General features: G+C 57.1%; 14 protein-coding genes and 3 pseudogenes. 8 read left to right on the top strand and 9 right to left on the bottom strand.

Translation table 11 applies throughout. The annotated features are described in order from the left end of the window. Nucleotides 1–2 precede the first annotated feature (2 nt). Both CLU92_RS08935 and CLU92_RS08930 read right to left on the bottom strand, forming a co-directional pair. Entirely contained in the window at nucleotides 3–1,448 is a 1,446-nt protein-coding gene (locus CLU92_RS08935; protein ID WP_101484583.1) for an ATP-binding protein, read from the bottom strand. A 38-nt stretch (nucleotides 1,449–1,486) separates the two neighbouring features. After that, the gene (locus CLU92_RS08930; protein ID WP_101481597.1) at nucleotides 1,487–4,063 is read right to left on the bottom strand and encodes a sigma-70 family RNA polymerase sigma factor; all 2,577 of its coding nucleotides are present in this window, start codon (nucleotides 4,061–4,063) and stop codon (nucleotides 1,487–1,489) included. Between the two features lie 358 nt (nucleotides 4,064–4,421). On the opposite strand from CLU92_RS08930, the gene CLU92_RS27450 reads away from it, so the two are divergent. From CLU92_RS27450 to CLU92_RS08910, 3 genes are all read left to right on the top strand, one after another. Then, nucleotides 4,422–5,120, top strand: coding sequence for a hypothetical protein (locus tag CLU92_RS27450; protein ID WP_143452577.1), 699 nt, complete (start codon nucleotides 4,422–4,424; stop codon nucleotides 5,118–5,120). 86 nt (nucleotides 5,121–5,206) lie between these two features. Continuing rightward, nucleotides 5,207–6,076 (top strand): HNH endonuclease, encoded by an 870-nt coding sequence (locus CLU92_RS08920; protein ID WP_101481595.1) that lies wholly within the window; start codon nucleotides 5,207–5,209, stop codon nucleotides 6,074–6,076. Nucleotides 6,077–6,417: 341 nt separating this feature from the next. Continuing rightward, the gene (locus tag CLU92_RS08910; RefSeq protein WP_101481593.1) at nucleotides 6,418–7,125 is read left to right on the top strand and encodes an ankyrin repeat domain-containing protein; all 708 of its coding nucleotides are present in this window, start codon (nucleotides 6,418–6,420) and stop codon (nucleotides 7,123–7,125) included. A gap of 8 nt (nucleotides 7,126–7,133) precedes the next feature. On the opposite strand, the gene CLU92_RS08905 is transcribed toward CLU92_RS08910, so the two are convergent. From CLU92_RS08905 to CLU92_RS08895, 3 genes are all read right to left on the bottom strand, one after another. Next, nucleotides 7,134–7,679: a hypothetical protein gene (locus CLU92_RS08905; protein ID WP_101481592.1), complete on the bottom strand. Its 546-nt coding sequence runs from the start codon at nucleotides 7,677–7,679 to the stop codon at nucleotides 7,134–7,136. Nucleotides 7,680–8,022: 343 nt separating this feature from the next. Continuing rightward, the gene (locus CLU92_RS08900) at nucleotides 8,023–8,454 is read right to left on the bottom strand and encodes a hypothetical protein (RefSeq protein WP_143452576.1); all 432 of its coding nucleotides are present in this window, start codon (nucleotides 8,452–8,454) and stop codon (nucleotides 8,023–8,025) included. Nucleotides 8,455–8,567: 113 nt separating this feature from the next. After that, nucleotides 8,568–8,789, bottom strand: coding sequence for a hypothetical protein (locus tag CLU92_RS08895; protein WP_101481590.1), 222 nt, complete (start codon nucleotides 8,787–8,789; stop codon nucleotides 8,568–8,570). Between the two features lie 391 nt (nucleotides 8,790–9,180). On the opposite strand from CLU92_RS08895, the pseudogene CLU92_RS28475 reads away from it, so the two are divergent. The 4 genes and pseudogenes from CLU92_RS28475 to CLU92_RS08880 all read left to right on the top strand — a co-directional run. Next, nucleotides 9,181–9,491 (top strand): annotated as a pseudogene (locus tag CLU92_RS28475) (tyrosine-type recombinase/integrase); the annotation flags it as partial. 12 nt (nucleotides 9,492–9,503) lie between these two features. Next, a pseudogene (locus CLU92_RS28225) lies at nucleotides 9,504–9,640 on the top strand (IS3 family transposase); the annotation flags it as partial. An 11-nt stretch (nucleotides 9,641–9,651) separates the two neighbouring features. Then, nucleotides 9,652–9,780, top strand: coding sequence for a hypothetical protein (locus CLU92_RS28220; RefSeq protein ID WP_257562746.1), 129 nt, complete (start codon nucleotides 9,652–9,654; stop codon nucleotides 9,778–9,780). Between the two features lie 186 nt (nucleotides 9,781–9,966). Beyond that, nucleotides 9,967–12,513, top strand: coding sequence for a cation-translocating P-type ATPase (locus CLU92_RS08880; protein WP_101481588.1), 2,547 nt, complete (start codon nucleotides 9,967–9,969; stop codon nucleotides 12,511–12,513). 16 nt (nucleotides 12,514–12,529) lie between these two features. Here CLU92_RS08880 and CLU92_RS08875 read toward each other — a convergent pair whose 3' ends face one another. The 4 genes from CLU92_RS08875 to CLU92_RS08860 are packed head-to-tail and all read right to left on the bottom strand — an operon-like array spanning nucleotide 12,530 to nucleotide 16,531. Then, nucleotides 12,530–13,486: an FAD:protein FMN transferase gene (locus CLU92_RS08875; protein ID WP_257561038.1), complete on the bottom strand. Its 957-nt coding sequence runs from the start codon at nucleotides 13,484–13,486 to the stop codon at nucleotides 12,530–12,532. After that, nucleotides 13,470–15,689 (bottom strand): PepSY domain-containing protein, encoded by a 2,220-nt coding sequence (locus tag CLU92_RS08870; protein WP_101481586.1) that lies wholly within the window; start codon nucleotides 15,687–15,689, stop codon nucleotides 13,470–13,472. The genes CLU92_RS08875 and CLU92_RS08870 overlap by 17 nt, the downstream gene beginning before the upstream one ends. Nucleotides 15,690–15,701: 12 nt before the next feature. Continuing rightward, on the bottom strand, nucleotides 15,702–16,172 hold the full coding sequence (locus CLU92_RS08865; protein ID WP_101481585.1) for a DUF2271 domain-containing protein: 471 nt from the start codon (nucleotides 16,170–16,172) through the stop codon (nucleotides 15,702–15,704). After that, nucleotides 16,169–16,531 (bottom strand): PepSY domain-containing protein, encoded by a 363-nt coding sequence (locus CLU92_RS08860; protein WP_101481584.1) that lies wholly within the window; start codon nucleotides 16,529–16,531, stop codon nucleotides 16,169–16,171. Before CLU92_RS08860 ends, CLU92_RS08865 begins: the two co-directional genes overlap by 4 nt. A 300-nt stretch (nucleotides 16,532–16,831) precedes the next feature. Between CLU92_RS08860 and CLU92_RS28215 the strand changes: the two are divergent. Next, a pseudogene (locus tag CLU92_RS28215) lies at nucleotides 16,832–17,344 on the top strand (integrase core domain-containing protein); the annotation flags it as partial. Nucleotides 17,345–17,388: the final 44 nt, after the last annotated feature.

Raw genomic sequence — 17,388 nt, 5'->3', positions numbered from 1 at the left:
TTCTAACTCCCTAGTTTTGCGACGAGCGCAGGATATTTTTGGAATGGTTCTGTGCGCGCCATAGACCTGCGCGCGTCTTCTACGCTAAGGCCCTTGCGCTCGATCAGATCATTGAAGAGCACTCCGGCGACCTCGATTACGGCCGAATTGGGCTCACCTTCGAAGCTTGTTCGTGGTGTCTCTTTGTTTTCAGCAGTGTCCAGCCAGATGCGCTGCACGGGAACAGTCTCTTCGATTACCCGAAGCATTGACTTGATCAAAGGAGCGAGCGTTCCGGCACTTTCCAGGACGGCAGCAACGGAGGGGTGAGTCTCTTCTATCCTATACCGCATGCCCGCTTTGACGCGCTCTACACGCCAAGCCTGCTCAATGGGAATATTGCCTTTCGCGGGCGCTGGCGTGCCACGATAGGCGAATACGCGCCGGGCCCGCTCGCGGGTATTTTCGGCCAAGAGCATAAGCCAAGGGCGAAGCGATACAGGCGGACGGGCTGTCGATTTTCGAACATCGATTTTCCAGTCAGCATCGGCTGTGTTAGGAATATCTAGGCGTATTCGCGCTAGTCGATGGGCTTCTTCCCTGTTCCATGCGCGGGAATTGCCAAGCCCTAACCATCCACCCGCAACCAAGAGCCGCTCGTTTCGGTAGACGTAGAAGCCTTGCTGCGCTGTCCAACCGCCGGGACCGGCGTTAGATTCGAATTCGGCAGCGGTTAGCTTGTCACGGTGCGGCAACACGTGGCATTGCACCGACACGATTCCGTAGCTGGTGGTATGGTTTGTGGTCGGCGATGTCCATGGCTTTGCTGGATGTCCTAACATGAACGGGTCCCAAGGCGAGACGAGACGTCCATTCAAAAAAAGTTTAAGCTTTGGCCGAGGGCCCTGCATTAGCCGATGAAAGACCATCGCCAGATGAGACTCGACGTTGTCAATGAGATCGTGAAAGTCGTCTGATGTGTAGCCGGAAGTGACCACACGGTCCATTGTTTCCCATAGGATCAGTGTGCCGGTCTTATTTCCTTTCAAGCCCGCGAGGAAGGGTTTCGATCCGTGGGCTGAGCCTTCGAAAAGAAGCCAGCCTCCCTCTGGATTCGCGGCGAGCTCGTCTAGGTCCCAGCGTAGGCAACTTGTGACGCCTCCTTTGACTGTAGCCACAGTTAGTCTACGACATTGTGATAACGACGATGTTTTAAGGCCCATGCCAAAACGTCCGAGGTCGTGGGCGGAGCGAGCATCGAGTGGGTTTTTGTCGCCAAGGCGCATCGCGCTTTCGAGTTCGGCGTCATCCATGCCACGACCATCGTCGAGAATGGTAACGCGGCTACTCGGCCCGTCCCATGTGAAGTCAATGCGGACTTCTTCTGCATCGGCAGAAATGCTGTTGTCGATGATGTCGGCCAAAGCCGCTGCTGTCGAGTATCCTAATCCGCGTAAAGATTCGAGCATTGCCATCGCGCGTGGGGGCGCGCTTCGTGTTTTTGAACTCATTTCCAATAGCCTTTCCCTAGCATGAACTCGAATCCTAAAGCCATTAGTTTGCGGGTCAATTTTCGATAGCGGTCGTCAGGTATATCAATAAAATTGATCCATATTTTTCCTGTTGTTCCTATACGCTCATCGACAATAGAAATACCTAAGCCCGTGGCCTGCTCTATTAGTCTATCTATGCTTGACGCCTTTGCAGGCGAGGTGGCGATCGCAGGCGAATGTATGGCAGAGGCATCTGAATGTATCTGATTGGCTTCTTGTGAGTGCGCGGCCTCGCTAGGCTGGGAAGGAGCGTCTTGAGCAACCTCCTCTTTGGGAAATGGATATCCAAAGAATGCGCTCGATAAAGCATCGATGCGGCTAGGTTGCATCAACTTTCGGATTGCTTTGGCTTCGATCTGGCGAATGCGTTCTCTTGTGACCTCGTATCGCTGGCCAATGTCATCTAGCGTCAATGAGTCGCCGACCCCGATCCCGTAGCGTAGCCGAATAATTTGCTCTTCCCTCGGCTTGAGCGTGGCCAGAACTCTGCCAATTGTTTTGTGCACGTCGGATTTGAGCGCGATGTCAAAAGGGTCAGGCGAAACGAAATCCGACTGTGCATCGACGGCAATCATTTCATCAATAGGTAGATCATGTATTGGTAGCGGTTCAGGAGCTATGCTTAGAAGCGCTGATACTTTCCGGGCAGACATTTCCATGCGGGTCGCGACTTCATTCAGATCAGGCTCTCGTCCAATCTCGGATTCAAGCGCAAGGGTTTCGCGAGTGAGACGTTGAGTCTTCTCATAAACATGGACAGGAACGCGAATTGTTCTGCCTTTGTCGGCGACATGGCGCCCAATTTGCTGGCGTATCCACCAGGTAGCATAAGTGGAAAATTTGAATCCTCGGCGCCAATCGTAGCGTTCAATGGCTTTCAACAGGCCGATGTTTCCCTCTTGCGCCAAGTCGTCCAAGGGTTCGCCACTATAGAGATACTTTTTTGCGAGATGGAAAACGAGCTTTAAATTTGCGGCCGCCATCCGCTCTCGGGCGGCTTGGTAAGCCTTCATAGCGTTGTTATATTCGAATGCCGCAGAGCCTGGATTACCATTGGGTTCAGCGTCAGCCAGCTCCAAGAGAAAGCGGCGGTTCAATCGGAGGGACGATAGCGTGTCGCGGACGGCCTGCCATTGAGCTCCGCGCTGAGCTGGAACTATCGGAAGGCTGGCAAGTCTGTCCACCGCATCTGAGAATTCTGACGCGAAATCCCCAAGTGGGAGGCTGACGTCGAATTGCGAGTCTTCATCGGATTCGACTTCTTCATCAGACTGATCTATGCCAGCCATCTCGGCATCGCTTTCGCTATCAGGCTCTGATTCAAGATCTGGTTGCGCTTCGGTCGGTCCACGCGATAGCCAAGTTAGAGGTTTTTGCTTGGACTTGATCATGCCCCCGGCGGCCAGCGCAAGGCTAATCCCGCGAGGCCAAGTTGCCAAGACGTCAAGCGCTCGTTCAAGTTCGACTTCCATGGCTTTGCCTAGCTCGACCTCTTCGTCGGCCGAAATTAGCCTCTCTCGCTGGAATTCCTTTTGGTAGATGCGGAGAGGTTCTGAGTAGCGACTAGCCACGTTGTCAATAAATGCTAACGTATCCGCAACTATTTCTTCCTCATCCGGATTTTCCTCGGGCTTGACGAAGACCTCGAAATTCTCGTTTGAACTGACGTATTCGAGTCGCTCATCAACTTCGGCACCAAGATCGTTGATAACCATGGTTAGCAGAGCCTCAGCTTCGGGGTTTTCCGATTGGTCATCGTTTAGCGACAAGGCTTCGAGCGACGCACGAGGAACGCTGCCCTCTCGAGAAGCTCGAAGCAGCAATGCGCGCAGCAGTTCGCGGGTTTCGGCGTCGCCAGTGCGAGCCAACGGCATCGAGCGCTCCGGCAGGTATAGATCAATGTCCTCCCAATCTTCCGATGAATCTATTGGCTCGTGCTTTGAAATGGACTCTTGGAGCGTGCTTGCTGCTTGGGCCACAGACGGATCGACCGCGGGAGGGGGCATGTCCTCCTCCGGCTCCCAGCCGGACAAGTCAAATTCGAGCCCTGTTTCCAGCTCGTCCTCTTTTATGTCGATTTGGATATTGAGTAGAGCGATATCCTCAGCTCTGTTCGTGGCGCCGAAGGTTAGGGGCGGCTCTACGGCTGGATTGCCTGGGGAGGAGCAAGCTTCTCTTGGAGACGGAGCCACGTTAGGGAGCGATCCGTCAGATGTATCGATCGGAAAAATCACAGGCATCAATATCGAAGCCGCTTCGTGCGCTCCTGCGTCAACGGCGATGGCATGCGCTGTTTTTCCTGACGGGGCTAGTAAACCTTTGTTCGCTCCTGCGTCGAGCAGGAGTTTACATATAGTAAATTTGTTTCTGGCCGCCGACAGCATCAGGGGCGTGAGTCCATTTCCATCTCGCGCATTGAGATCGTCGCCTCGATCGATGTGAATTCGAACCGCGCTCTCGACTCCTGCCACGACTGCCATTTTTAGGAAACGATTGAGAGGACGCATGTCGGCAATATTCGTGTCGATCATCCGCACGTTTGCGTCCGGGCCTCTGCCGCGAAGTGACTGCGCTCAAAAATGAAACTTTTTAGACACTTTGTCGCTGTCATGTTGCATTGTTTATTTGATATTTTCGACGTTCCGCTGGGCATGTTTTCGCTGCCAAATTGTGTTATAAACAAATTTCTTGTATTTGGGTAAATTCTACAGCAGATGGCTAGAGACAGCACGCTTCATGTTCATTTTTCAATAAGCTTATTTTACAATTGTAAAAAAGTGCGATAAATGCAGGGGGCTCGGCAGAATCCTTGTTATTGATAAAGTGGAGACTGTTCGATGTTATCTAAATGACACTTTTCGTGAGATTTTTCTTTGATTGGGCTCACTGGTGAATGATCCGAAGAAGCTTTTTGTTGATGCGCGTATGACCGGAATGTGCATTTTTTGCGGAGCCAAGCCTGATACCCGGGATCATTGTCCGTCAAAAGTTTTGCTCGACGAACCCTTTCCATTGAACCTCCCAGTCGTGGCAGCATGTGAACAATGTAATCAGTCGTTTTCAAGTGACGAACGATATTTGGCATGCCTAGTGGAATGCGTGATATGTGGATCGGCAGATCCTGCTTTAGTCCGGCGCGACAATATCCGGCGTATTCTCCTGCAGGTTCCACAGCTTGCCGCGCAGATTCAATCGTCGATGTCCTTGGACTTACTTGGAGATAAGACTTGGAGTGTTGAGATGGATCGGGTTCGAAATGTGGTCTTGAAGCTCGCGCGGGGGCATCTTGATTACGAACTCAGCATCCAGGAGTTTGGAGAGCCGGACGTGTTCGAAATCGTCCCGTTTGCCCTTATGGATGAGGCCCAACAGGCGTTTTTCGAGAGTCCTGAGCTTGGTGTGATGGCTGTCTGGCCCGAGTTGGGATCGAGGGCATTCATGAGAGCTTTACCATCCGGAGCGAGGGTCGCAGACGGCTGGATAGAGGTTCAAGATGGGCGATACCGGTATCTTGCCGGGCAGACTGACGGTAATTACGTGCATATTGTGCTCAGCGAATATCTCGCGTGTCGTGTTGTGTGGGCGTAGGGATTTCTATCATAGTGTTTTTATCTTGGGTCAAACGCAGGGCGCGAATGACTGAATTCAACGTCTAGTTTAAGCAGATCCATAGCATGCATATTGAGGCAAAATTTTACGACACCTATTATTTATGTTCTATCGTTGATGGAATATTAAAGAACAGGTTTGAGAATATCGTGGCTTTGGAGGCATTTCATTGCGATGGGCAATGGGCTGGATGGCTTGCTCCCTACAAAAAATATTCCGTATTCCATCAGTTCATTGAATTTGTTGTCCGGGATGTTCACTCCGAACAGGCGGAAGAGGTGGAGTTGCCCTCTTGCCATAGCATGACGGATTTAGGCAGAAAGATAGTCATGAAATTTGGTGATTCTTATGTTTACAAGCTTCCAATTGAAAATGCCTTTGATCATCACGGTATTGATTATCAGAGCTTTGCGGATCATTTGGCCGATTTGGGCAAGTCATACCTTGATGCCGATGACGATGATGTATATGATTTCATGAATGAGATATGGTTGTCTGAGTCATATGAAAAGCTTATGGATCAAACGGTTGGGGAGGTCTTCCATGTGTTGTTTCAAAATCGGAAATTGTTATTAAATTTCAATGATTACATGTCGAGTATTCTGAGTGGCGCTACCATCGAGGATGCGGAGGATTTGGATCATACATTGCTTTCTCCTCGCGGAACTCTGCTTCGAGTAAGGCCGCCAAAGTGGGCGCAACGCGCCGTTTTCTATCGAGACCGTGGGCGCTGCGTCTTGTGCGACAGTGATTTATCTGGTTTGGCGAATATCGAGAATGTGGAAAACTATGATCACATTGTTTCTCTCGCGCAGTTCGGACTAAATGACGTCAGCAATTTGCAATTGCTCTGCGTGCATTGCAACCAAATTGAAAAAAAGGACGGGGCCGCCATTACTTCTGGGCGCTATCAATCATGGTATTCCACCGACTAATGTTTGGATGATTTGGTCTGACTTCGCGCCTGGTAGGGCGACAACAATAGCTATTATGGGTTTTCAATCTTGGCTGGCCAACGCGACGCCTATGGAACTTGGCCGTTTTCGAGCCAACCGGACGGCCGCCCCATGGACATCTGCGCGGGCATCCTAACGGGCCGGCTTACGGGCGTATCCGAGCGCCTGACTATCCACGAATTTGGCGGGCGGGCCGCAGTTGCGTCGTCCAAAGCTTTCTACAAAGCAGAGGAGCTGAGTTGGATGCCACGGTGCGCGATGGCTCGCATTCGCACACGACAGGACGAGGTTTGCGCTAGCTAGAACTTATAGGGGGCACGATGTTCAGCATCAATGACGATAAATCATTCAAGTTAGCTTTGATCACCGAGGACTTGCAAGGAGACCAGTCTAAAGTCGGTTTCGCTGCTGTGTGCGAGCAAGCGAGAGCGGCTATGAGTGCGCACGACATCGGCAGCGACTTCCGTCGCACCTATCTCAATTACATGAGCGATCCTGAGATCCTTGTGAGCCAAGTCCAGACTGACATGATGGACAACTACATGATCGCCGCGTTCGTGTGCATGGAGATGGGCCTCCCGAAGCATTTGCCATTGATCGCATGGGCCGCGCTGAATAAGATGGACTTCGAGGGCCTGCACGGTGAGATTGCTTGCCTGCGCGCGCTGATGTGGGGCGGCTTCGACGTGAATGGTCAAACACAGGATAGCGGCATTTCTGCGCTCCATGCCATGTGCAATTTGAAATGGGGCAGGGGAGCGCATCCAAGGGCTGTGCATCACCTCATTGAAAACGGCGCAAACGTCAACATTCAATCTGCGACGGGCGACACGCCGATGACTACTCTATGCGGTAACGCGACATGGAACGAAGACATCGACAGAACGTTTTACTTGCTCTTCGATGCTGGGGCAGACCTAGAACTGGAGGCCGAGGATGGAGCTTCCGCGTGGCTCTTGCTACAAGGCCAGCAGAAAGAACATCCACATCCACTGCGCGAGCAGCTTATTTCTGAATTGTCAGAATAGTTGCGAGCTCAGCCTGTTCGGAAAAACTCAACCGCCGACACGAGGTTGAGCTTGCGTCGATCGACCGTGTGTTCGAACTCTTGAAGATAGATGCTGTGCGAGGAGGGCCCCGCGATGATTGATGCGTGCGGGGCCGCCGTGCTGAGCACGACACCGCCCTTTCCTACGTTGTTTAGACCCCCGGCAAACATTTGCGCCGTTTCAAGTTTTGGTGTCCAGCCACTCCCGACAGAGCCATCCTCCCAACGCTCGATGCTTTCGCCTCGATACAGGATGTGGTCCTGTCCAGAGTAAGCTGGCAACCAAATTCTCAGCATGTCCAGAAGCAAATAGTCATCGGCCACTAGCTCGCGCATTTTGTGAGCGCTCTCTGTCCACCTGAGGTGAAAGGTCTTTGAATCCTCAGGCTTCAGAGGAGGCGCGTCTATCATCTGCCGCATGAGCTCTTGCCACAGCTGCTTGGTCTTCGCCTTGTCCGGATTTTCAATGTGAGGGTTGTAATACATTCCTTCCAAGATGTTGAAAAGCAGAGGAGGGTATCCGTTCTTTGGCATATTTTTTTTGATATGTTTGAAGGGCCGGAGCTGGCATGGTGATGTGAGGCGCTCAAGGTTTATTTGGGGTGGCAACAAGAATCCTAGGAGATCGGAAAACGTCCTAAACACCTCATGCCTGCCGCATTTGGAGCGCCAACTCTTAAACAGAGCAGTGCCATTACTTTTGTTGAACACCTTGGCGTGAAACTGTTGGCGTGATACAGAAGGGGACCATAGGGGGACTGATGATGCGCATTCCAAGCTTATACACCGCAGTCATACTATATGAAATTAGCTAGTAAAAGTTGCACGTAGGTATTGCTGCATTATCAATGGCATAAGGGCAGTTTCATCCGGGAAATTACGCATCAGGTATGGTGCCAAGATTTACAAAATCGCTAGCTATGCTCTCCCAGTTGCTCAGCACTGGTGCGTATTTCGAATCCCAAATGCTATGCGCCCCGATGTTGATCATTGCGATCAGCAAAAATCCATGGTTTTTGTCCATCGCGTAGAACAAGTAGCGATTGCTTGTTTGATCTTGGTTCGCGCTGTGCTGTTGATTATGGTTATAAACATCACGCCACTTTTGAAGCGCAAGCATTGCTGGCGAGGGGGCGGGTGAGGTCACCACAGACACAGCAGGGCCGGACGCGGCCGGGACAGCCACCGTGGCGATAACGGGCGGAGGGCCGGGAGTGAATGGCACCATGTGGACATGCCTGAGATATATCGAGCCATTATTCAGGACGTTTCTGCCGAACACGGCCGTTTGCTTCGCGTTGTTCGGCATCCCTCTCCACTCTTTGAAGTCGGAAAGAAACTGGGCTCTGTCTGCGGGGGTAAGCGACTGCTCTAACTGTGGAGTGAATCGGATAAGCATTTTGCCCAAGCAAATCCCCTTAGCTAGCAAGACGTTTTGATTGGCTTTGCCCGTTGCAAACGCTCCAATTCGGCGTCCATGGAGAAACCGTTCTCCTCAGTGATTTTGCCGTAAAGCGCCTGCTGCTGCGAACTAAGCACGAAACTCTTCACCGAGGAAGTTGCAGATCGCTTCGACGGGCCGCGCGCCTCTCCTCGGTCTGCCTGGGCAAACCGCATCACCGAAATTTTTTCACGCTGCTTCATAGCTCCTCCTAAATGTCCAGTAAGTATAGCTCAATTTATGATTGCTTTAGCCCCGCCCGTCAATGCGCCGTCCGCAGCCGCTTAGTGGCGAATGCAAACATGTTCGTGCGTCGCACAGACAAATTCGACAAACATTCCACCAAAATGATATTATTCGCCCGCGCTAAGCGCATGTTTCCCCTATGAAGTCGACGAATTGGACCCCCTCATTCACACTGCAGGGGTCGCAAGTTCGAAACTTGCACTTCCCACCAAGAATTCGTTTTATATCAAAGGCTTACACTGATCCAGTGTAGGCCTTTTTTGTTTGGTACGGGAAAAGTACGGGAAACAGTCTTGGATCAATGTGGACGATGCAGGACAACGAGAGGAACGCTGCGCTGGCGTTGCGATTCTGACGGCCGCCCGCTCAGGAGAGGTCAGGGGGCGGGCGCGGTGGCGGGAGATTGACTTGGAGGCGGCGCTGTGGGCGATTCCAGCGCAGCGGATGAAGGCCGGCAAGGAGCATCGCGTGCCGCTGTCTGGTGAGGCGCTTGCGCTGCTGCGCGCAGTCCGCGTCAAGGGGACGTCATCTTTTCAGGTCGCAAGCGTAGCGCTCAGTTGTCGGACATGAGTTTGACGGCAGTCTTGCGCTGCATGCAGTTTGACGACATTACCGTACATGGTTCCCGTTCTTCGTTCCGCGACTGGCGCGCCGAGGCGGCAGCCAATATCCACAGCATGTATGCGTGGACAAAGCGCAGGACGTGCCCGAAGCCGAGCGCCAAGCTCAGGACGCCCAGTCTGACGAGATGCGGCGACTGAAGGCAGAATTGAAGCGCGTTACCAAGGAGCGCGACATCTTGAAAAAAGCCGAATCCGGATGTGGGTTCGCTCGCATTGCCTGCTGCTACTGCTACTGCTACTGCTGCTACTGCTGCTGCTGCTGCTGCTGCTGCCGCAACACCTTACCCTGATACTGGAAATGTTGAGCATGCTCGAAGCAAGCTGACGAGGTCACCTGGCAGGAGAGCAGCGTCCGGGATACCCTTTGACCTGGCCTGGCGGCCATATGGCTGCAGAGCATGAACTTGTGGCGCTTTGGCGTTGCAATTGTGCTACGCTCAAGCCTCAATCCACACGCATCTCTGGCACGATTAAGCACTACGATCTGCCACGCAGGGAAAGGTTCGATGCCATGACGGAGCCGCAAAGCAGTGACGGGCTGACAGCTGCGCAGGCCGCGCAGCGCTTGCTGGAAAACGGGCCGAATGCCTTGCCCGCCTCGCGTCCCTTGAGTGCCGGGCGCCTGCTGCTCGATGTCGTTTCCGAACCGATGTTCCTGCTGCTGGTCGCCTGCGGCGTCATCTATCTGCTGCTTGGCGACCGCAATGAAGCGCTGATGCTGCTGGGCTTTGTTTGCCTCGTCATGGGCATCACTTTTTTTCAGCGCAGGCGCACGGAGCGCTCGCTGCATGCGCTAAGCGATCTCTCCTGTCCACGGGCCCTGGTGATACGCGATGGGAAACAGGAGCGCATCGCTGGCAGGGACCTGGTGCCCGGAGACCTGGTGCTGCTTGCCGAGGGAGACCGCGTGCCCGCCGATATCGAACTGCTCAGTACATCGAATTTGACGGCCGATGAGTCCATGCTCACGGGCGAGTCCGTGCCGGTAGTCAAGCATGGCTCCGCCGAGACTGGCGCCAGTCCGGCCAGCCTGGTGTATTCCGGTACCCTGATCACGCAAGGCACGGCGAGCGGCCTGGTGGTCGCCACCGGCCCGCACAGCGCGCTTGGCCGCATCGGCGCCTCGCTTGCCACCATGGGGAGCGAGTTGACACCGATTCAATTGGAAACACGCCGCGTCGTCAGGAATGTCGCCATTGGCGGCTTGTGTCTCGCCGCAGGCCTGGCATTGGCCTATTGGTGGCTGCGCGGCGACGCTCTGCAAGGACTGCTGGCAGGTCTCACGCTGGCCATGGCGATCCTGCCTGAAGAATTGCCGGTGATACTGACGCTTTTCCTGGGCTTGGGCGCCTGGCGCCTGGGGCGCGAAAGCATCCTGGCGCGCAGCATACCCGCGATCGAATTGCTGGGCGCGACGACGGTGCTGTGCGTCGACAAGACGGGCACGCTGACGGCGAACCGCATGGACGTGGCCCAGTTGTGGTCGGAAACCTGCGCCCATGATTGTCACAGCAGTCACCCCGGGGCCTTGCAGGAGGAGTTGCATGGATTGCTCGAGTATGCCGTCCTGGCAAGCCACAGGCGGGCGTTTGATCCGATGGAGTCTGCCATCAGCCAGACCGGCGCCCGGCTGCTGGCAAATACGGAGCACCTGCATGCCGACTGGCAGCTGATAGACGATTATCCGCTGTCGCGGAAAATGCTGGCCATGTCGCGGGTATGGCAATCGCCGGACCGTTCCGAGTTCCTGGTGGCGGCGAAGGGCGCGCCCGAGGCCATCATCGATCTGTGCCATTTGGCGCCGGCACGCGCCGCCGCCATCGCGGCGCAGGTGCTGGCCATGGCGAACGGCGGTTTGCGTGTGATTGGCGTCGCCAGCGCCACCTTTGCCGCGCCGCCCCTGCCTGACAACCAGCATGTCTTTGATTTTCAATTTCTTGGGCTGCTAGGCTTGCATGACCCGGTACGCCCGGAAGTTCCTGATGCGGTGGCGCAATGTCACGCGGCGGGGATACGCGTGGTGATGATCACGGGCGACCATCCCGCCACGGCACTGGCGATCGCGCAGCAGGCCGGTATCGCCGGCATGGCCAGCGGTTTGATGTCCGGCATGGACCTGGCTGCGCTGGACGACACGGCACTACAGGCGCGCCTGGCGGATACCGACGTCTTTTGCCGCATCGCGCCGGAGCAGAAGCTGCGCCTGGTGCAAGCTTTTCGCCGCCGTGGCGATATCGTCGCCATGACCGGCGACGGCGTCAACGACGCGCCCGCATTGAAGGCGGCCAACATAGGCGTGGCCATGGGCGCCCGTGGCACCGATGTCGCGCGCGAAGCGGCAGCGCTGGTATTGCTCAAGGATGACTTTTCTTCCCTGCTGCTGGCGGTGCAGCATGGCCGCCGCCTGTTTGCCAATCTGCGCAAGGCCATCGTCTTCATCGTCGCCGTGCATGTGCCCATCGTTGGCCTGTCCATCCTGCCGGTGCTGCTGGGCTGGCCCTTGCTCCTGATGCCCGTGCACATACTGTTCTTGCAAATGGTGATCGACCCCGCCTGCTCGATCGTGTTCGAGGCCGAGCCGATCGAAGCCGATGCCATGGTGAGCAAACCCAGAAGGCCGGACATGCAGTTGTTCGATCGTGAAATACTGCTGCGCGGCTTGTTGCAGGGGGCAGGATTGTTGGCCATGCTGGTCTGCTTCCACGTGCTGGTGCGGTGGGCTGGCCATTCCGACGAGGTGGCGCGCACGACGACCTTCCTCAGCCTTGTAGCGTCGAACCTGGGACTGATCTATGTCAACCGCCAATGGACCCAGCCGTCATGGAGGAGGGGGCTGAAGTCGAACCGGGCATTCGCATGGATCAGCATATCTGCCTCGCTGTTGCTGTTGCTGGTGCTGGGCGTGGCGGCGATCCGCGAGCTGTTTGCCTTCGCGCTCCCGGACCTGCCACTGCTGATGCAGTGTGCATTTGTCGCCGTGCTCGGCATCATCTGGTTCGAGTGCGTCAAGTGGGGCTTGCCGAAATGGCGATGGCCGCGTGGCGCGGCCGTGCATTGATGCACGGCAATGCAGATCAGACAATCTTCCCGTCAATGATCAGAATTTCCTCGAGCAAGGCGCCGTGACGCAGGACGAACAGCACGTCCATGCTCCGTTTCCTGGCCAGCGCGACACCGTCTACCTCGCCCAGGACCATGAACGCCGTGGCCCAGGCATCGGCTAGCATACAGCTGGGGGCCAGTGCGGTAACGGCCGCGAGACGGTTCGCTACCGGTTGATGCAAGGCCGGATGCATGGTGTGCGCATGGCGGGTTCCGTCGATGTCGACCCAGCGGCGATAGTCGCCCGAGGTGGCAATGGCCATGTCGTGCAGTTCCATCACGCCACCGATTTCACGGATGCCAGGTATCGGCTTTTCTATCGCCACGGTCCATGCCTCGCCATCGGGTCTGGTCGAGCGCGCGCGCATTTCTCCATCGATACCGACCAGGTAGCTGGCGATGGACCAGCCATCGAGGCAATGCGCCAGCTGGTCGACGCCAAAACCCTTGGCGATGCCCGACAGGTCGAGCGTCAGCGGCGCGCGCTTGCGCACCTGCAGAGCCGCCAGATCCACGTCCAAGGCCTCCGTGGCCGGGCAGTACGTTTTGCCATGCTGGGCCGCGATCTGCGGCGATGGCACGCATTGCGACGGACCGAATCCCCAGTCCTCCACCAGCTGGCCAACCGCCATGTCGAAGGCGCCGCCCGATTCGCGGCTGACCAGCAGCCCCGCAGCGAGCACCTGCGCAAGCTCCCGCGGCACAGGAAGCCAGGTGTTTTCCGGCGCCGCGTTCATGCGGCACAGATCCGAGGCGGTGTTCCAGGTCGACATCTGCCGGTCGACCCTGTCGACGGCGGCGTACAGGCTGGCGGCGATGGCGGCCAGGTCCGGTTGTGCGGCCGCATAGAATATGGCCGTATAGCGGCCGCCCATGGTCTCGCCATTCAGGCTGTAGCGCCGCAGCGCCTGTTCAGAAGACGTCTTCACGATACCTTCCTTTTTCCCGCAGCGCCGACACATCCAGCTTGAGCGGTGCGAGTATCTGGTCCAGGGCCTGCCTCACGCTGGCAGCCATGGCGCGGCTGCCGCAGACGAGTACCTGGCCATTGTCGGCAATCAGGCGGCGCATATTGTCAGCGTCGTCTATCAGCCGGGACTGCACGCGGACGCCGTTCTCGACCCTGGAGAAGGCCGTGTGCAGCTGCGTCAGCCTGCGGTCGGCCAGATAGTTGCGCAGTTCGGGCTCATACAGAAAATCGGAAGCGGGATGGCGCCCACCCCAATACAAATACATCGGATGCTTGCCGGTATTGTTGCGTATAAAACCGGCAAGCGGCCCGATCCCGGTACCGGCACCGATCAGGATGACAGGCGCCTTGCCCAGAGCCGGACGAAATTGCGGATTGGGCTGGATAAAGGCCGCGATGCGGTCCCCCGGCAGCAAGTTGTGCAGGTAGCTCGAACACACGCCCCCGGGCTGCTTGCGCACGCAAATTTCCAGTACGCCGTCACCCGATCCGCTCGCCAGCGAATAAAAGCGCGGCATGGAACTGCCGGGCGCCATGACACCAGCCAGGTCGCCGGCCTCGAAGCGGGGCAGTCGGTGGGAGGCAAGCCGGCTTTTCATCCAACCGGCGCTGGCCGGCGGCGGGGCGGCTATGAAGCGCAGCACCACTGTGGGATCGTGCTCCTCCTCGCCGTAGGCGATGCGCTCGCGTAACTGCAGCGCATGCGTGTGCGGATGTGCCGGCGCATAGTCGAGTACGAGCTCGTGGCCCAGCAGCGCGCCGACCTGGCTCCCCCAGCGCGCGAATTCCTGCGGCGACTGGCGGTCGATCAGGGCCAGTTCCAGCAAGCGGCGCCATCCGCGCGCCGCCATCGCCGCGTCGACCTCCTGTGCAAACTGGCAGAACGTGGGGAACTGGCGGTCGCCGAAACCGAGTACAGCGTAACTTGCCGCCTGGTTGGGGGCAATACCGGCCAAATTGGTCAGAAAGTGCGTGGCGCTGGCGGGGGCGTCGCCATCGCCATACGTCGCCGTCAGGATGAACAACTGGCGCGCGGCGTTGTGGCGCGATGAGAACTGGTTCATCGGCGCCGTGTGCACGCGTTGTCCGGCCTGTCGCAAGGCATCGTGCAGCGCGCGAGCAAAGCCCCAGGTACTGTTGTTTTCGCTCCCCACCAGGATCACGCTGTCGGCCGAAGCCGGAGCCGAGTTGTTGGCGATGCGCGGTTTGGCCCGCTGCCGCTGCCACCATACGGCGATGCCCGTCACCGCCAGCCAGGGCGCGCCGAGCGCACTCAGGCCGAGCGCCAGACCCAGCCACCACAGGCCTTCGCCCGTATGCAACTGGTAGATCAGTTCAAAGGCTTCCCGGACATTGCTGTGCGCGCGGAATGCAAGCAGCGCGCCGCTGGACTGGTCGACATAGGCGTCGCCTTGCCGGGTGCGCAAGGTATAGACGGCGCTGCTGTCACCGGCAAGCGGAAAGGAAAGCTCGCGCAGATCGACCAGCCTGGTTGCCAGCAAGGCTGGCAAGCGGGCAGCGGGCAGCGGCGAGCCGCCGGACGTGGTGGCGGGGATATCGGGTTCGTCCTGGCTGCCATCGGCAATGAGGGTGAAGGTCGCCGCCGACATATAGCTGCCGGTCAAGGCGGACAACAGCAGGCCGGCAACAGCAAAACGGGCAACCGCGGCGTGCCAGCGCTGGCTGCGATTGCCATGCGGTGGACGTGCCAGCTGGCGCCAACCGCCCACCCGCTTGACCAGCAGGAGTAGCCCGGAGACTGATACCAACAGCATCAGCAGGGCGGTGATGCCGACTGCGGCGCTGCCGGGCGTGTCGAGCAATAGTGACCTGTGCAACTCCTTGAACCAGCGCGCGTACGCCGGCGGCGCATAGGGCGCGATCGCCTTGCCGCTGGACGGGTCGACCCGGTCCACGCCCGAGACGTCGCCGGCGCTGTAGTAGACGATGATGGTTCCGGAGGCCGTGCGCTGGATCTGCTCGGCTCCCGGATAGTGGCGCGCCACCCGGCCCGCGAGTTCGGCAACGCTGACGCCCGCCGGCACGCTGGTCGCCAGCCGCTCGAGCGCGGGGTTGATCGACAGCACGGCGCCCGTCAAGCCGATAAGGATGACCAGCAGTGCGCTGATCAGGCCAGCGAGCGAATGTATCTGTCGCAACATGCGGGGCAGTGGCTACATGTCGTAAATGAAGGACTTGACGTAGCCGCGTCCACCGACGGGTTTGCCGGCACCCTGTTTGCTCAGTGGCGTGCGCACGTCGGCCGGATTATCGCGCCCGTCCTCTGCCGCGCTGTCGACCCGGATCTCGTAGCCTGCATCAATCAGGGTGTCGGCCAGTTCGACCGTCACCTTGAGGGTCTTGCCGCTGCCGACACTCGCTCCGCTGACCCCGTCAAATTCGCTCGCCTTCAGGCCGCTGCCGCGTGCCCAGTCGCTCAGGTGCTTGTAATACTTCGTCTTCTTTCCAGCTATCCACAACGTTTTCTTGTACTTGCCGGCGGCATCCGTGACATACACCGCCAGGTAGGCGCCGTTGCCGGCGTAGTTCTTCAGTTGCGCGGTGAGTGTGACCGGGCGTGCCTGGACGAGACCGGGCAGCGCCAATGCACCTGCAAGGCAGGCGCAGACTGTCATGTTTTTCATTGCTTTTCCCCATGGGATGTTGGGCCTGTACGCCGCCTGACTGGCCCCTGCGGCACGGGGGCAAGGTAGTCGGCGGCGTCTCCGTCACTGCCGAAGTCCACCGCCAGGCTGCGCATGCGCAGCGACGCCGGGGAGTATTTGGCCTTGATTTTATTGCCGTTGCGATCAATGGCTCTGAGCTCGTAGCAGCCATCATCGATCTTGATGCGCTGGACCGTCCAGCCGCGCTGTTCGGCTTGCCGCTGCAATTGCTCGCGAGGTTTCCAGTCGGCAATCGGATCCGTGCAGTGGACATCCGCATGGACCGCATTGCTGAAAACCAGGGCAGACAGCACCATGCATGTGCGCGCTAAGAACATCGCTTGCTCTCCTTGATAACCACCTGAGCATGGCAGTTCATGCTGACATCATACTTACCCGAAGGTCATCGCGCGATGAAAAATCCGGGTATTTGCAAGTCAGCCATCGCGAGATCAATGTTTTTGCAAATACATGTGGCACATTGTGCCGCCGCGCTATTTTCCTGGCCATATCGGGCCTATTGTCCGGTAACAGGCACGACAGGAGAGTTATAAAATGATAACCATTCAGGCATTCGAACCCGCCATGTGCCGCGGCAGTGGCGTATGCGGGGTGGACATTCCACGTTCTACAAATAGACGTTTGGCATTTGCCAGACCTGCTATCGCTATCGCGCCAAGCTCGACGCGGAAAACGCTGGCGCGGCTGACTGGCTGGTACGCCTGAGCAACAAGCAGCGCAACTGGAGTTTTGGCCTCTGCTTCCTGTATTTGCGCAACGTGAAGGGGGTTACATGGAAGCACGGCGCGTCTATCGGATCTATCGCGAACTGGACCTGAACCTGCGCATCAAGCCACGTCGTCGGCTGGTGCGGGAAGAACCGTTGCCGCTCGGAGTACAGCAGCTCCGTGACCTTAGCCTGGGCGGCCAAGCGTGGCATACGCATCAACTTTATCCAGCCTGCCCAGCCGCAACAGAATGCCACTGTTGCACGCTATAAGCGCACGGCGCTCTACGATTGCTTGGCCCATCACCAGTTTGAAACGCTCGATGAGATCCAGGATTTTGCAAGCCGCTGGCTGTGGACTCACAATCACGACCGGCCCAACACGGAATTTGGCGGCATCGCGCCGAAACAGAAACTCGCCTTGGTCATTCAATTTCGACTGTTAGCGTGCTCTAAAAATGGGGGGGG

Source organism: Janthinobacterium sp. 61 (assembly GCF_002846335.1).
In the GTDB taxonomy this organism is placed as follows: Bacteria; Pseudomonadota; Gammaproteobacteria; order Burkholderiales; family Burkholderiaceae_D; genus Janthinobacterium.
Note: the sequence above shows the minus strand (reverse complement) of the source record. Positions and strands in the feature narration are given on the sequence as shown.

What these genes read in the sequence shown, in the direction of transcription:
- CLU92_RS08900 (WP_143452576.1), bottom strand. Translation starts at nt 8,454, where the DNA reads ATGCCGAACAACGCGAAGCAAACGGCCGTGTTCGGCAGAAACGTCCTG.
- CLU92_RS08905 (WP_101481592.1), bottom strand. Translation starts at nt 7,679, where the DNA reads ATGCCAAAGAACGGATACCCTCCTCTGCTTTTCAACATCTTGGAAGGA.
- CLU92_RS08880 (WP_101481588.1), top strand. Translation starts at nt 9,967, where the DNA reads ATGACGGAGCCGCAAAGCAGTGACGGGCTGACAGCTGCGCAGGCCGCG.
- CLU92_RS08935 (WP_101484583.1), bottom strand. Translation starts at nt 1,448, where the DNA reads ATGCTCGAATCTTTACGCGGATTAGGATACTCGACAGCAGCGGCTTTG.
- CLU92_RS08920 (WP_101481595.1), top strand. Translation starts at nt 5,207, where the DNA reads ATGCATATTGAGGCAAAATTTTACGACACCTATTATTTATGTTCTATC.
- CLU92_RS08910 (WP_101481593.1), top strand. Translation starts at nt 6,418, where the DNA reads ATGTTCAGCATCAATGACGATAAATCATTCAAGTTAGCTTTGATCACC.
- CLU92_RS08865 (WP_101481585.1), bottom strand. Translation starts at nt 16,172, where the DNA reads ATGAAAAACATGACAGTCTGCGCCTGCCTTGCAGGTGCATTGGCGCTG.
- CLU92_RS08930 (WP_101481597.1), bottom strand. Translation starts at nt 4,063, where the DNA reads ATGATCGACACGAATATTGCCGACATGCGTCCTCTCAATCGTTTCCTA.
- CLU92_RS08895 (WP_101481590.1), bottom strand. Translation starts at nt 8,789, where the DNA reads ATGAAGCAGCGTGAAAAAATTTCGGTGATGCGGTTTGCCCAGGCAGAC.
- CLU92_RS08860 (WP_101481584.1), bottom strand. Translation starts at nt 16,531, where the DNA reads ATGTTCTTAGCGCGCACATGCATGGTGCTGTCTGCCCTGGTTTTCAGC.
- CLU92_RS08870 (WP_101481586.1), bottom strand. Translation starts at nt 15,689, where the DNA reads ATGTTGCGACAGATACATTCGCTCGCTGGCCTGATCAGCGCACTGCTG.
- CLU92_RS28220 (WP_257562746.1), top strand. Translation starts at nt 9,652, where the DNA reads ATGTGGGTTCGCTCGCATTGCCTGCTGCTACTGCTACTGCTACTGCTG.